Source organism: Microbacterium sp. NPDC076768 (assembly GCF_040687205.1).
Classification (GTDB): Bacteria; Actinomycetota; Actinomycetes; order Actinomycetales; family Microbacteriaceae; genus Microbacterium.
The window spans coordinates 891,832-905,820 of the sequence record NZ_JBFBMU010000001.1; the positions used below are offsets into that span (position 1 = coordinate 891,832).

Consider the following 13,989-nt stretch of genomic DNA (forward strand, 5'->3'; position numbering starts at 1 on the left):
TATCAACCACAAGCATGCAAGCGGTGGTTCGAATTTAGTTTCTAACTGTCGCGGTCGTCATCGGTTGCAGGTTTGCCGTTTACGCGGAGCACGGGAAGCCACAGCGCCAGCGACTTTCCCAGGGTGTCAATGAGGCGGTCGCCCATCACGCAGAGTGTCTGTTCCCAGGGGTGACCGAACGTCCCCTCGGACATATCGGTGTTGAGGAAAGCGAAGTAGTCACCGTCAGGAAACACTGTCGGTTGCGAGCGTTCCAAATCATCCCACTGTGTGGGTGCGTCATCGAGTCTTGGGTTAAACCACCACGCCGTATGCTGCCAATCAAGGGCTGACAGCTCTGAGATTTCAGGGAGCGCCCAAACGAAGCACCGCAGTGCCTCGGCGTTGAGCGCGGCGAACGCAAGGGGCAGGTCTGGTCCTATGGAGGGTGCGGACAGGTCGAAGGTCACAGACGGAGTCGGCTCAATAATCGAAGGCCAATCCGAGGCGTAGGGCGAGGCGCGGAAGTCAAACTTCTCGTAAAACCGGTCCCATGTGTGGTTCTTTTCTTCGTCGCTCATCGCGCGCCACCCTGGACGAGGTTTCGGCAGAAGGCTCATGCCGCAAGCGTAGTCAGCGTCGCCCGGTCGGATGCGCTTCTTCTGTGGAGAAGGTGGTGACATCTGAGTGACCGGGAGAGAATGGACTAATGCCCTTCTTGCCGCACGCTCAGCACGCGGCACCGCGCTCCCCACTGCGAGGGCCTGCGCTCCCCTTGGGCATCGCGATCACGGCGATCGGAGTTCTGCTTTCGGTTGCGTCCGCCCCGGTGCCTTCGCCCAGCGAGGAGCCGATGCCGGTTCCGGTGGCCGTCTTACAGGTCCCCCCGGTGCAGGTAACCGAGACTACGGCCGTCGACCCGTGTGCCGAGCCCGCAGTGGTCGAGGCGATCGCCAGCGGTGATGACACTGCCACCGTGGCAGCTTTCGGTGGAGGAGCGGCGTTCCGTGAGTCTGTGGTGATGGGCAATGCTCCCTGTATCTCGCTCAGTGACCCTGCGCGTGTGTGGGTGGTCGTGAATAAGTCTCTGCCGCTGGACCCGCCGGAGTATGAGCCGACAGATCTGGCCGCTGTGCCACTGCAGGTGACGACGCTTTCTGGGCAGGTGCGTGCTGATGTCGCCAACGCGGCTGGGCAGATGGCCGACGCCGCTGCCGCCGCCGGTGTCGGCCAGGTGGGTGCCAACAACGGCTATCGCTCTTATGGTCTGCAGGTCACGACCTACGACTCTCATGTGCGTGCGCAGGGGCAGGCGGCGGCAGACGCCGGTTCGGCCAGGCCAGGCCACAGCGAGCATCAGACCGGGCTCGCCCTCGATGTGGTTGCCTGCGGATCGGGGTGCGGCGGTCTCGACGGATTCGGTGGCACGGCGCAGAGTGACTGGGTCGCGGCGAACGCCTGGCAGTACGGATTCATCGTGCGCTACGAAGACGTCGGTACGCCCATCACGGGCTACGCGCCGGAGCCATGGCATCTCCGCTACATCGGTGTCGACCTCGCAACCGCCTATCACGATGGCGGATTCCGAACGCTAGAAGAGTTCTTCGGACTCCCGGCGGCCCCGGACTATTTGCCCTGAGTGCGTGTGGAAGTGTGATCTGCGGCATTCAACAATCGCGGTACCCAGTGTCACGACATATGGGACGCATTCTCACAATCTCCTGTCTTGAGTGCGCTCTGCGACGTAGAATCTCCGGAGCAACGATGCACGAAACGTTCAGGAGGACGGCATGGAACGCGACATCTACGACGAGGATCACGAGGCTTTCCGCGACCTGGTTAAAGACTTCGTCAAGCGCCAGGTAACCAACGAGGCGATTGAGAAGTGGGACGCCGATGGAGAGGTTGATCGGGCCACGATGCTCGCCGCCGGTGAGGCCGGGATCATCGGGCTGTCTGTGCCGGAGGAGTTCGGTGGTGCAGGAATGCTCCAGGACTACCGTTTCCGCGCGGTCGTGAACGAAGAGATCATTCTCGCGGGCGCAGGCTCGCTCGCCGGCGCCTTCGGCATTCAAGACGACCTGGCTGTGCCTTACCTCGTGCACATGGGTACGCAGGAGCAGAAAGAGAAGTGGCTGCCCCGGATGGCTACGGGTGAGGTCATCGGCGCGCTCGCCATGACAGAGCCGGGTGCGGGTAGTGACCTGCGCGGCATCAAGACCACGGCGAAGAAGGTCGATGGTGGCTACATCGTCAACGGCGCAAAGACGTTCATCTCGTCTGGCGCAACGGCAGACCTCGTTGTCACCTTCGTCAAGACCGGTGAGGGCAATCGCCCAGACGCATTTAGCCTCGTGCTGATTGAGAATGGCATGGAAGGATTCGATCACGGCAAGAAGCTGCACAAGATGGGCTTCCAGGGTCACGACACTGCCGAGCTCTCGTTTACCGATGTCTTCGTCCCCGACGAAAATCTCATCGGTGGCAAAGAGGGGATGGGGTTCATCCAATTGATGATGAACCTGCCGCTTGAGCGTTTGTCGATCGGTGTCGCCGGTGCGGCTGCAGCGCAGGCTGCGCTCAACTGGACCGTCGCCTACACGAAGGACCGCGAGGCTTTTGGCCAGCGCATTATCGACTTCCAGAACACTCGCTTCAAGATCGCCGACATGGCAACCACCGTCGATGCGCTTTGGGCATACATCGACCGGGCGCTGCTGGCCTACAAGGACGGCAACCTTTCGGCAGAGGAGGCTGCGAAGGTCAAGTTCTGGGCCACGGAGCGTGAGTGGGAAGTGCTCGACACTGGCGTGCAGCTGCACGGCGGCTACGGGTACATCACCGAGTACCCGATCGCCCGTGCGTTCCTCGACGCCCGCGTGCACCGCATCTACGGCGGAACGAACGAGATCATGCGCGAGATCGTCGGAAGGCAGATCGCTGGCAAGCGCTAACGCTATAAACCAATGGAGGCCCCGGGTGTTAAACTCGGGGCCTCCATTCGTTTGACTAATAACCGCGCCAGATTCTGCATAAGTTTGAGCGCATTGCTGTGTAACTATTGTCAACTCCGAATTGGACCTTTGTTTGTTGCAATATTCTAATGCAACCGGCATGAATTCCCTGTCCAGGCTCGAGGATCGTTGACGCTGAGCCGAGTCGCCCTCAGAATTGTGGAGACGTTCTCGCGTAATTCAGGTGAACGTTTTCATGCAAGAAACGCCTCGGAGGGTGAATATGTCTAAAGAAATGAAATACGAAGGACTATCGCGGAAAAAGGCAGCGGCCGTACTCGCGGCAATTGCACTGTCTGCAGGAGCAGTGGTCGGCTTCGCCGCCCCAGCCTCTGCAGCCGAGAAGGGCGATTGCCCCAGTCACTGCGCTGGCGCGGGCGTTGGCGGCGCAGACGCCGATGGCGGCTACGGCGACGTTGATGGTGGCGTTGGTGTCGATGGCGGCGTTGGTGTCGGTGTTGGTGTCGATGGCGGCGTTGACGGCGGCGTTGGAGTCGGTGTCGGTGTTGGTGTCGACGGGGGCGTCGGTGTAGATGGTGGCGTCGGAGTTGGCGTTGACGGTGGCGTCGGAGTTGGCGTTGACGGTGGTGCCGGAGCTGGCGTCGATGGTGGCGTCGGCGTCGATGGTGGCCTCGGTGGCGGCGTTGGTGTTGATGGCGGCCTTGGTGTCGGCGTTGGCGGCGGCCTGAACCCAGGCGTCGGCGTAGGCGCTGGCGGATGGACGCATGGGCACGGAGCGAACAACTCCGGAAACTGCGGCGATGTAACGCACCTCGGATACTTCAACAGCTACCCAAAGATGTCGACGACGTACCCCGGGATGTACAACGGCGGTTGGTGACAACCGCAGCCTATTTACTTTGACGTTTGATAGCGCATTAAGGCTGTCGCGTTGAGGCGTAAATAGCAAAGAACGGCCATCCTCAGGGGTGGCCGTTTTTTGTGCGCGGACACCTCCGGTCTGCCAGCAGCATTCTGGTCAGACTGGGATGTGATGCGGCCAGACGGTGCGGCTGGCTTGACTTGGATACAGCCTCTGTCGAGGATCAGATTCGGCTACGAGCCGATCAGTGTCGACAATCTAATCAGAGGACGAGTGTCTCCCATGCCTGCGATGAACCTCAACGGGACTCGCTCCTACAGGTCAGTTGCCCTTGCACTGATCGTTGCTGTGAGCGTTGTCGGTTGCGCCGCAGCGAAGACCGACGAGAATGCGACGACTAAGAATCAAGCAATGTGGGCGATGCCGCTCGACGAGTTCTTCGTGTACTCGCCTCAACTCGACAACTATGCGGAGCAGCTGCTGATCGCGGATTGTCTTACGTCGAAGGGTTATCAGTGGCCCGTTCCATGGCAGGACACTGAGTTCTCGGAACCTGAGGACTTCAATCGGTTCGGAACCCGGCTGTTCACGCTGGATTTGGCTAATAAATATGGGTATCGATTCGCTCCACCTGCACACGAAGAAAGCGCGACACTGTGGGCGGATTTCAGGGCCACTGCTGATACATATTTTCCTAATGCCGAGCTGGAGACGGAATTTGACAAGTGTAGCGATAGTGCCCGAGCTGAGGACCCGGATTTTTCCTCCAATTTTGATGGGGTGAATTATTTAGCTGAGCTTTCTGCACAGGCGGATGAGGTTGTGAAGCTTGATGATGAAGTTGTGAGCGCGACCGCGGATTGGCGTGCGTGTTTGGAGCCGCAAGTGGATTTCACCTTGCCACGAGATCCGTGGACGGAGATGCCACCGCAATCTGTGAGTGACAATTGGGCGCTGGTTGGCGGGAAGGTGTCGGCGGAGGAGGTTGCTGTTGCTGTTGCAGATGCGCAGTGCCGTGAATCCAGTGGGTTGAGTGCTCTGATGTATGAGAAGAACTGGGATGAGCAGAAAAAGTTGGTTGACGAAAATCGCGATGAGCTCGACCGTATTCGTGCGGAAGCTATCGAGCGAAAAGCAGAGTTGCTGACCGTCGTGGCCGAGAACTCACCCAAAGCGCCGTAGCCGGGTTGCTCGCCGCGAACTAGTGCGCGTGGGCGATTCAGATGTTTGAAGAACAACGAGAGATCTATGACTGAAGTGAGCACGCCAGAAAAGTCCAAACGATCTCGTTGGGTCGTGATGGTTGCTGTGGCTTTGACGGTGGCGATTATTCTCGCGGGGTTCTGGTTCGCCACCCAGTTCCAGTCTTCGGCCCAGCGGGAAGCGGATGCGAAAGCTCCTGCAGCTGGGCCCGTCGTTGCCGAGGTGACTCAAGGAACGTTGGCTGGCGAGGTGAGCTTCACAGGGCAAGCGGGTCCTCTCACTCAAACTCTGGTGTCGGTTTTGGCGGCGGAGGGCGCTTCGCTCTCCGTCGTCACAGGACGCCCGTTGAAAGCGGGGGAGACTGCCTCCTCCGGCCAGGTGCTCACCGAAGTCAATGGGCGACCTTTGTTTGGCGTGTTGTCTGCCTTCTCGTTCTACCGTGACATGGGCGTGGGCGATCGTGGGCCGGACGTCGAAGCGCTCCAGAATGCGTTGGCGGCGCGTTCGTACGGGGTGACGGCCGATGGGCTCTTCGGTAAGGAAACGGCGGCGGCCGTCAAGCGGTGGTACGACGATAGTGGCTATGTTCCGCCTACTCGGGACTCGGCGAGCGCAGAAGATGCGAACGTTGCCGAGCGGGAAGAGTCGAAGGGCACCGAAGCGCAAGCCCCAGCGCAAGAGGTCTACGTGCCTGTCCCTGAGCTCGTAGCGATTCCTGCAAAGTCGGCGCAAGTCATCCAAGGGGTGCAGATCGGGCAACGTGTGGCCGGGGGAGAGCAAGCCGATTTCATTCTTGGATCGGCTGACATCGTCATCGCCATCACCGTGCCCGTCACTGCTCTTGGCGGAGTGGAAGCTGGAGATACCGCCACCATCGCCATTGAAGGCGTCGCTGTGGAGGGGACGGTGGGCGATATTCGCTCCACAGACGCCACGGACGCCGCGGGTTCTTCGGACTCACAAGATGGCGATGGGCAATCAACTTCCGATGGCGCTGATGGAGCGTCAGAGGTGACCTTCACGGTCACGCCCACAGCGGCCTTGACCGTGAAGAGCGGCCGTGCGCGCGTGACGGTGGTGAAGGAAGTGATTGCGCAGGATGCTCTGATCGTTCCCGTGCTTGCCGTGTCGGATCGGGGGCCCGACCAGAACGTCGTGACGAAGCAAGCGCCCGACGGCACGTTTGTTGAAGTGCCGGTGACCGTTCTAGGCACTCTGCAGGGTGAGGTTGCTGTGGAGCCCGCGAATCCAGGTGCCCTGGAGCCCGGCGACCAGGTTCGGGTTGGTTGACGTGGCTCTTATCCAGCTGCGAGATGTTCGTCGAACTTACTCTTCAGCAGGTCGCCCCGAGGTTGAAGCGCTACGCGGTATTGACCTCGACATCGCTCAGGGGGAGTTCGTTGCCATCGTCGGGCCCTCCGGCGGGGGTAAAACCACGCTGATGAACGTGCTCGGACTTCTCGACGACGCAACGGCCGGGACGTACTCCCTTGATGGCGAAGAGGCGCGAGCGGGCGATGGAGGTCGTTCCGCGAGCGTGCGCGCCCGCAAGATTGGCTTCGTGTTTCAAGCCTTCCACTTGCTCGATGCCAGACCGGCCATCGACAGCGTCGAGTTGAACCTGCTCTACCGAGGCATTCCACGCGCCGAGCGCAGGGAGAAGGCGCTGCGCGCGATCGACTCGGTCGGTCTCAGCGGGCGCGCATTTCAGAGCACCTCGACACTGTCTGGCGGCCAACAGCAGCGCATCGCAATTGCCAGAGCGATCGCCGCCGACGCCAAGCTGATCCTCGCGGATGAACCGACCGGCAATCTCGACTCCGCCAACGCGACGCGGGTTCTAGATGAGTTGCAGCGGATCAATCGCGAGGGCGCGACGGTGATCGTCGTGACGCACTCTGCCGAGGTGGCTGCTCGTGCCCGCCGAGTGATCCAGATCGAAGACGGCAAACTCGTCTCGGATGTGCCGCAGGCGGGCTTTTCGGCAGACGCGACGCACTTGGACTCCCCTATCGAATCGCTTGTTCAACCGTCGCGCAAGGCGGGGCGCATTCGACTCCCCGACATGCTGCGCGACGCCTGGGCGTCGGTACTGTCGCGAAGATTTCAGACGCTGGGGCAGGGGGTGGCTGTCACCATCGCGGTGGCACTCACGATCACCACCCTCGGCCTTTCGACATCTGCCAGCGCTCAGGTGTCCGCTACTTTTGACGCGCACTTGAACCGTGAGGTCTCTGCGAACTGGTCGACGGGAGTCGATCGGTCGCTCCCGATCGAAGAGATCCCAGAAAAAGTCGAACAGCTGAGTGGCGTAGAAGCGGCAGCTGTTGTCATCAACCTCGATGTCAGCACCACATCGACTTTCGCCGAGGCGCGACAGATCCGGCCCCACATTGTTGTCGGAGACATCGTGGCGGCGGCCCGTCTCACTGTTGATGAGGCAGCGTGGCACGAAGGAGGGCTTCAGACGGGAGAGGCGTACATCGGCGACCTCCTGGCGAAAGATCTGGAGCTCAGCAGCATCGAAGGCGCGCCGACGATCATGGTCGATGGCATCTCGTACGTGGTCGCGGGCGTCATCACCGAATCGTCACGGCTTCCGCTCCTGCGAGGTGAGGTCGTGATCGGGCCTCCAGAAGACCTCGAAACGGCCGGCCCCACCGAGGTGGCGATGCTGGCGATCACTTCTGCCGGGGCCGCGCAGCAAGTCGCCAAGCAACTACCAGCTGCGTTGAATCCGTTTCAACCCGAGCAGATTGCCGTTGCAGCGCCGACCGATTCTGCTCAGCTGAGAGGGCAGGTGGAACAGGGAGTGCAGGCGACTCTCATGGCGTTCACGCTACTTGCTCTGATTGTCGCCATCGCTGCACTGATGAACGCCACCCTTTTGGCGGTGAACGCGCGTCGAGGAGAGATCGGTATGCGCAAAGCACTCGGTGCTCGCGACCGACAGATCGGCGCGCTCATCACTCTCGAGTCTGCCTACATCGGTGTGGTGGGAGGCGTCGCAGGGCTCTTTCTCGGCATGGCGGCGATTCTCATCGTGACCGTGACACAAAGATGGGCACCCGTGTTCGATATTGTGCTGCTCCCGCTGGCCATCCTCGTTGGGATGATTGTCGGAGCGGGCGGTGGCGGATTGGCGTCGATTCGAGCGGCGCGCCTCCGCCCCGCGGAGAACCTGCGAAATTAGCTGATGTGGTCGCAAAAGCGGCGCTCTAGGAGAGCAGCCAGGGGAAGAACGCGATAAAGATGGCGATGGATGTCAGCACACTCGCGATGGTGAAAACGGTGTCTCGTGTGCGGAACGGAACAAGGTGTCGCTCTGTGCGTTCTGAATGTGCACCGAAGGCACGGGAGTCCATCGCGAGTGCGACGCGTTCGGCGTGACGGATTGCGCCGGCCAGGAGCGGCACGATGTACCCCCAACCGCGGGCGATCCGCGCGAAGGGGCCGCGCCCTCCGTGATATCCACGTACGCGGTGCGCTGCCCGGATAACGGCGAGCTCTTGCCCGAACCGCGGCACAAAGCGAAACGCCGCAAGCGCCGTGTAGCCGATGCGATACGGCACCCGAAGTTGCTGCACGCTGGCGCGCACGAGGTCTGGACCGCTGGTGGTGAGGCCGCCGATGAGTGCGAGGGCGACGATGGATCCGAGGCGCAGCGCGGTAGCGAATCCAATCAGCAGCGCTCCGCTGTAGAGCGTCCAGCCACCGATCTGGAGCACAGGAGCAGTGTCATCGACCAGGGCAGCATCGACCCACAGCGAAAACCCGCCGCCGATGAGCACCATGCCGACCGGGAGTGCGACGAATAAAAGCGCGAGGAGCCGCCAAGTCAGCCGCGCTCCGATCAGGATGATGACGTAGGAGAGCAGGAGAAAGGCGATGGGGGTGGCCAGGTCGCGCACGAAGACGAGCAACACCATCGCGGGGGCGAAGCCGATAACTTTTGCGAGCGGGTTCAGCCCGTATAAGAACTGCCAGCGCGCGCTGGCCGCGACCCGCGCGTAAGGATCGATCACAGCGGCAGTCACATCGCCACCTCGAGGCCAGCCGAAGCCAGCACGCGCTGCAGTGCAGGTAGGCGGAGTCCCGCCTTGGCGAACAACTGGTCGTCGCGGAACAGATCGGCGGTGCGGCCAGCGGCTCGCACTTCTCCATCGGCGACGAGTACGACGTGGGTCGTGTGCTCCGCCACGAGTTGCAGATCGTGCGTGACGATGACGATCGTCGTGCCCTCATCGCGCAGGCTGTGCAGGAGGTCGAGAAGCTCTGCAGCCCTGGCTCGGTCCTGCCCGAACGTGGGCTCGTCGAGGGCAAGAACGCGAGGTCGGGTGATCAACGCGGTGCCCACAGACAAGCGTCGCTTCTCTCCACCGGAGAGGAGGAAGGGGTGCACGTGCGCTTTGTGCTCCAACCCGAACCGGGAGAGCATCTCGCCGACGCGCGTCGAGATCTCGTCGTCTGCCACATGGCGTAGCCGCAAACCGTGGGCGAGTTCGTCGAACACCGTGTGTGCGATGAACTGATGCTCCGGGTTCTGGAACACGAATCCGATGCGGGCGGCGAGGTCGCGAGGCGAAGCCGTTCCGGGATCAATGTCGTCGACGGTGACCTGGCCGCGCGGTGGCGGAACGACGCCAGCGAGCGCCTGGATCAGAGTGGTCTTACCTGCCCCGTTCGCCCCGATGATCGCGGTGATGCTCCCCGCCTCCAGATCGAGGTCGATGTTGTGCAAGATCTCGGTTCGGCGCCGGCGTACAGTCAGTCCGCGAGCACGGATGATGGGGGGCCCGGCATCGGCTGCTCCCGCGACGCGCAATCGTTGGGGTGCTTTTCCTGTGGGCGGAACGAGACCTTCGGCGTCGGTGAGCGCGGCCGCAAGCTCCTGCGGCGAAAGTGGCAGTGGGTCAAGCGTCAGGCCCTGAGCCTGCAACCGGAGAGATGTCAGGGTGGCCGCTGGTAGCCACACTCCCATCTCGACCAATTCTTCGGCATGCGCGCGGATGATCTCAGCGGCGGGTCCATCGAAGACGACGCTTCCTTCCCCATCGAGCACGATCGTGCGCGTGACGAAGTCCATCGCTGCGTCAAGATTGTGCTCGACCAACAGGATCGCTCGATCGCCCGCCGAGACCACATCTGCAAGCGCGGCGTACACGTCGTCGATGCCCTGCGGGTCGAGGTTGGCTGTCGGCTCATCCAGCACAATCAACGGCGAGCCCATCGCCAACGCGCAGGCGATGGCGAGGCGCTGGCGTCCGCCGCCGGAAAGGTGGTCGGGGTTTTCGTCTCGGCGCTCCCACAGGCCTACCCTGCGCAGCGCCTCTTCAACTCTGCGCTGCACCTCATCGAGCGGGAGCATCAAGTTTTCCGGTCCGAACGCGACCTCGTCGTAGGCGCTGCCGGTGACGATCTGCGCGTCAGGGTCTTGAAAGACCATCGCAACACGGGTGCTCAACGTCGCCGTGTGTGCGGAGGCGGTGTCGATCCCCCCGGCCTCGACAGTGCCGACCATGCTGGCGGGCAAAGCATGCGGAATGAGGCCGTTGAGCGCCAGCGTGAGCGTCGACTTTCCGGAGCCGGAAGGTCCGAGGAGCAACACCACTTCTCCCGCGTCGATGTCGAAAGTGACATTGCGGGGCGAGGGGTTCGCCGCATCTGCGTGGGTGAGAGAGAGCTCACGCACGCGAAGCAGGGGCGCGGATGTGCGCACGGCGGAGTCCCGGGTCGGTGGATCGTACCCTTACAACTTAGTCGAGCCTTACTTGAACCGCCATTGAGGGCGTTGCGCCTCGGTAGTTATCGCGGCGCGACTCCGGCCTTGCGCAGAGACGAGCCAATGGCGAGGCCGATCGCTGTCCAAACGACGGGCCCGAGCACGGAGATGGTCAGGTACATGATCTGTGCCCAGAGCGGCATGACGGCCAGATGGGCGGCGAAGAACACCACGATGGCGACGAAGAAGCCGATCACGACGGCAGAAATAAAGAACCGCCAGGGGCCCCACGAGCGGTAGCGGGTGAGGGCGGCGATGCCTTCTTGGATGAGTCCGAACAGGAGTGCCGTGCCGATGAATCGCAACGACCATGCCGGGTTGAATGCGCTGGCAATCAGAGCGGCGAACAGGTGTGTGACCAGGGCCACAAGCGGCAAGCGCAGCACCTCTTGCGCGATGATGCCAGGCAGCACGTGCGAGCCGAGCAGGAGTCCGTAGAGGAACATCAGCGGACTTGCGAGGAGCAGCGGAGTCAGCCAGCCAGCGATACCGCCAAAGATTCCGGTCGCGACCCCGATCGCCGCGCAGACAAGCAGAACGCGCGTCGATAGGACAGAGGTTCGGGCCACACCTTCAGCTTACTGGCGACTAACTGAGGGTCAGGCCGTGGACGCTGGCGCCTCTGGCCAGCGAATCTCCGCGCCAGGGATCTCATGTGTTTCGAGGTACTTGGCGATGTACGGGCAGAGCGGAAGGATCGTCTCCCCGCGCTCGGCGGCATCCGTCAGAGCCGACGAAGCCAGTTTTCCCGCGATTCCCTGACCTTGAAACTCCGAATCGACTTCCGTGTGCAGGAAGCGGATCGACCCTGGACGCACATCGAATGTGGCGAAGCCGGCGGGCACGCCGTCTGCCATGATCTCGTAGCGCGATGCCTCGTCGTCGCGCACGACGGTGATGTCAGCCATCGGATTCTCCTCCTGGGTGTGTGTATAAACCTACGCTCGCTGAGAAGGTGCAGGGCCGGTGAAAACGCAGACCAAAGTGTGTGGTGGCGGCGCGGTGCCGCGCGCCGCGCCGTGTGTAGGGCAGATGGTCTGGGTTTTGTCTCCACGTCGGCGGGGATGGCTACGCTGGGGGGATGCCGCAGCCTCCCCGAGACGCCTCCTCGGTCCCTGACGCTTCTTGGGCCCCTGACGCTTCTTGGGCCCCTGACGCCTCCTCGGTCCCTGAGCCTGTCGAAGGGTACCGAGACGAGCCGTATGACGATGGCTGGGAGCCGTCGGAACCGCCGGAGCCGATGGACTGGGAACCGCAGGGCGCAGGCTTCGAACCGCCCCTCGACTGGGGACAGGGTCCGGTCACTCCCGTCAATGCAGCGCAACGCCGCGCCGCGCCACCTCGCTATCCGTCGGCACAAGAAGCACTGCACACGGTTTTCGGTTACGACGAGTTTCGCGGCGACCAGGCCGACATTGTCGAGCAGATGATTTCGGGCGGCGATGCTGTCGTGCTGATGCCGACGGGTGGCGGTAAGAGCATCACCTACCAAGTGCCAGCGCTTGTGCGTGAGGGCACAGGCCTCGTGGTTAGTCCTCTCATCGCGCTGATGCACGACCAGGTTGATGCGTTGCGGGCGAACGGTGTGAAGGCGGCATACCTCAACTCCACGCAGGCGATCGATGAGCGGCGGGAGGTTGAGCGCGCTTATGTGGCTGGCGAGCTTGACCTGATCTATGTCGCCCCAGAGCGGCTGTCCAATGCGCAGACAACAGCGCTTCTTCAGCGCGGCACACTCAGTGTGATCGCGATCGACGAAGCGCACTGTGTGTCGCAGTGGGGTCATGATTTTCGTCCCGACTACCTCGCGTTGGGTGACCTGGGCGAGCGATTCCCTGGTGTTCCGCGCATGGCGCTCACGGCGACGGCCACGGCAGCGACGCACAAAGAGATCACAGAACGTCTGCAGCTCAACACGGCTAAGCACTTTGTGGCCAGCTTTGATCGGCCGAACATCCAGTACCGGATCGTTCCGAAGGTCGACCCGCGCAAGCAGCTCGTCTCCTTCATCACGTCTCAGACGCCGGTGGCCGATGACGGTGCACAGCCGGCGGGCATCGTCTACGCGCTCAGCCGCAAATCCGTTGAGCAGACGGCGACATATCTGGCGGCGCAGGGGATCGATGCGCTCCCGTACCATGCGGGTCTTCCGGCCGAAGTGCGAGCGGCCAACCAGTCGCGCTTCCTGCGGGAAGACGGTGTGGTGATGGTCGCGACCATCGCCTTCGGAATGGGAATCGACAAGCCAGACGTGCGCTTTGTGGCGCACATCGACCTGCCAAAGTCGGTCGAGGGGTACTACCAAGAGACGGGTCGTGCGGGTCGTGACGGTGAACCGGCCGTGGCGTGGATGGCCTACGGGCTCGGCGACGTGGTGCAGCAACGTCGACTGATTGACCAGAGTCCCGGCGACCGCACGTTCAAGATGCGTCTGGGGCAGCACCTCGATGCGATGCTTGCTCTCTGCGAGACGGTGGAGTGTCGCAGGCAGAATCTGTTGGGCTACTTCGGGCAGGCATCAAAACCCTGCGGCAATTGCGACACCTGCCTCAACGACACCGAAACGTTTGATGGGCTCGTGCCAGCGCAGAAGTTGTTGTCTACGATTGTGCGCCTGAAGCGTGAGCGCAACCAGTCGTTTGGAGCAGGCCACCTCATCGACATCTTGCGGGGCGCATCGACGGAACGGATGCGTCAACAGGGTCACGAAAAGCTCGCCACATATGGCATCGGCAACGATCTCTCTGATCAGGATTGGCGCAGCGTTGTGCGGCAGTTGTTGGCTCGCGGCATCCTGGTGGCGCAGGGCGACTACGGCACGCTTGCTCCGGGAGAGCAGGCGGCTGGTGTGCTCAGGGGAGAAACTGCCGTGCCGTTGCGCAAAGACACAATCGGGCGTGCGTCGTCCACTCCTCGGGCGCGGAAAGCGAGCGCCGCCGATGCGCTGGATGCGGGAGACCGCAGTCTGTTTGAAGCGTTGCGGGCGTGGCGCGCCGAGACGGCACGCGAGCAGGGGGTTCCTGCGTACATCGTCTTCGGAGATGCCACTCTTCGTGCCCTCGCGGAGCATCGTCCGGCTTCGCTCTCCGACCTCGACGGCATCACCGGCATCGGTGCAAAGAAGCGGCAGGCCTACGGCGATGGCGTGCTCGCTGTCATCGCCTCGGCGTAGCTACCGGGGCCTCTGT

At 62.3% G+C, this 13,989-nt stretch carries 12 protein-coding genes; 7 read left to right on the forward strand and 5 right to left on the reverse strand.

Annotated elements, in window-relative coordinates:
* Positions 1–41: 41 nt before the first annotated feature.
* Positions 42–599: a DUF2716 domain-containing protein gene (locus tag AB0O87_RS04485; protein ID WP_363512124.1), complete on the reverse strand. Its 558-nt coding sequence runs from the start codon at positions 597–599 to the stop codon at positions 42–44.
* 89 nt (positions 600–688) lie between these two features.
* On the opposite strand from AB0O87_RS04485, the gene AB0O87_RS04490 reads away from it, so the two are divergent.
* The 6 genes from AB0O87_RS04490 to AB0O87_RS04515 all read left to right on the forward strand — a co-directional run bounded on the left by AB0O87_RS04490 (position 689) and on the right by AB0O87_RS04515 (position 8,212).
* Positions 689–1,618, forward strand: coding sequence for a M15 family metallopeptidase (locus AB0O87_RS04490; RefSeq protein WP_363512126.1), 930 nt, complete (start codon positions 689–691; stop codon positions 1,616–1,618).
* A gap of 151 nt (positions 1,619–1,769) precedes the next feature.
* The gene (locus AB0O87_RS04495; RefSeq protein WP_363512128.1) at positions 1,770–2,933 is read left to right on the forward strand and encodes an acyl-CoA dehydrogenase family protein; all 1,164 of its coding nucleotides are present in this window, start codon (positions 1,770–1,772) and stop codon (positions 2,931–2,933) included.
* Positions 2,934–3,216: 283 nt separating this feature from the next.
* Entirely contained in the window at positions 3,217–3,834 is a 618-nt protein-coding gene (locus AB0O87_RS04500; RefSeq protein WP_363512130.1) for a hypothetical protein, read from the forward strand.
* A 264-nt stretch (positions 3,835–4,098) separates the two neighbouring features.
* A complete protein-coding gene (locus AB0O87_RS04505; RefSeq protein ID WP_363512132.1) occupies positions 4,099–4,998 on the forward strand; it encodes a hypothetical protein in 900 nt (299 codons plus the stop codon).
* Positions 4,999–5,064: 66 nt separating this feature from the next.
* On the forward strand, positions 5,065–6,309 hold the full coding sequence (locus AB0O87_RS04510) for a peptidoglycan-binding domain-containing protein (protein ID WP_363512134.1): 1,245 nt from the start codon (positions 5,065–5,067) through the stop codon (positions 6,307–6,309).
* 1 nt (position 6,310) lies between these two features.
* Positions 6,311–8,212, forward strand: a complete 1,902-nt coding sequence (locus AB0O87_RS04515) for an ABC transporter ATP-binding protein/permease (protein WP_363512136.1) — start codon at positions 6,311–6,313, stop codon at positions 8,210–8,212.
* Between the two features lie 25 nt (positions 8,213–8,237).
* Here AB0O87_RS04515 and AB0O87_RS04520 read toward each other — a convergent pair whose 3' ends face one another.
* The 4 genes from AB0O87_RS04520 to AB0O87_RS04535 all read right to left on the reverse strand — a co-directional run bounded on the left by AB0O87_RS04520 (position 8,238) and on the right by AB0O87_RS04535 (position 11,709).
* Complete coding sequence (locus AB0O87_RS04520) at positions 8,238–9,056, reverse strand: energy-coupling factor transporter transmembrane component T (RefSeq protein WP_363512138.1); 819 nt, start codon at positions 9,054–9,056, stop codon at positions 8,238–8,240.
* Positions 9,053–10,738, reverse strand: coding sequence for an energy-coupling factor transporter ATPase (locus tag AB0O87_RS04525; protein ID WP_363512140.1), 1,686 nt, complete (start codon positions 10,736–10,738; stop codon positions 9,053–9,055). The genes AB0O87_RS04520 and AB0O87_RS04525 overlap by 4 nt, the downstream gene beginning before the upstream one ends.
* Positions 10,739–10,824: 86 nt before the next feature.
* Entirely contained in the window at positions 10,825–11,370 is a 546-nt protein-coding gene (locus AB0O87_RS04530) for an ECF transporter S component (protein WP_363512142.1), read from the reverse strand.
* Between the two features lie 30 nt (positions 11,371–11,400).
* A complete protein-coding gene (locus AB0O87_RS04535) occupies positions 11,401–11,709 on the reverse strand; it encodes a GNAT family N-acetyltransferase (protein WP_363512144.1) in 309 nt (102 codons plus the stop codon).
* 332 nt (positions 11,710–12,041) lie between these two features.
* On the opposite strand from AB0O87_RS04535, the gene recQ reads away from it, so the two are divergent.
* Positions 12,042–13,973, forward strand: a complete 1,932-nt coding sequence (recQ, locus tag AB0O87_RS04540; RefSeq protein ID WP_363512929.1) for a DNA helicase RecQ — start codon at positions 12,042–12,044, stop codon at positions 13,971–13,973.
* The last annotated feature ends 16 nt before the right edge of the window (positions 13,974–13,989 follow it).

Coding starts and splice junctions, on each gene's coding strand:
- AB0O87_RS04510 (WP_363512134.1), top strand. CDS start 5,065: ATGACTGAAGTGAGCACGCCAGAAAAGTCCAAACGATCTCGTTGGGTC.
- AB0O87_RS04500 (WP_363512130.1), top strand. CDS start 3,217: ATGTCTAAAGAAATGAAATACGAAGGACTATCGCGGAAAAAGGCAGCG.
- AB0O87_RS04505 (WP_363512132.1), top strand. CDS start 4,099: ATGCCTGCGATGAACCTCAACGGGACTCGCTCCTACAGGTCAGTTGCC.
- recQ (WP_363512929.1), top strand. CDS start 12,042: ATGGACTGGGAACCGCAGGGCGCAGGCTTCGAACCGCCCCTCGACTGG.
- AB0O87_RS04490 (WP_363512126.1), top strand. CDS start 689: ATGCCCTTCTTGCCGCACGCTCAGCACGCGGCACCGCGCTCCCCACTG.
- AB0O87_RS04535 (WP_363512144.1), bottom strand. CDS start 11,709: ATGGCTGACATCACCGTCGTGCGCGACGACGAGGCATCGCGCTACGAG.
- AB0O87_RS04495 (WP_363512128.1), top strand. CDS start 1,770: ATGGAACGCGACATCTACGACGAGGATCACGAGGCTTTCCGCGACCTG.
- AB0O87_RS04485 (WP_363512124.1), bottom strand. CDS start 599: ATGAGCCTTCTGCCGAAACCTCGTCCAGGGTGGCGCGCGATGAGCGAC.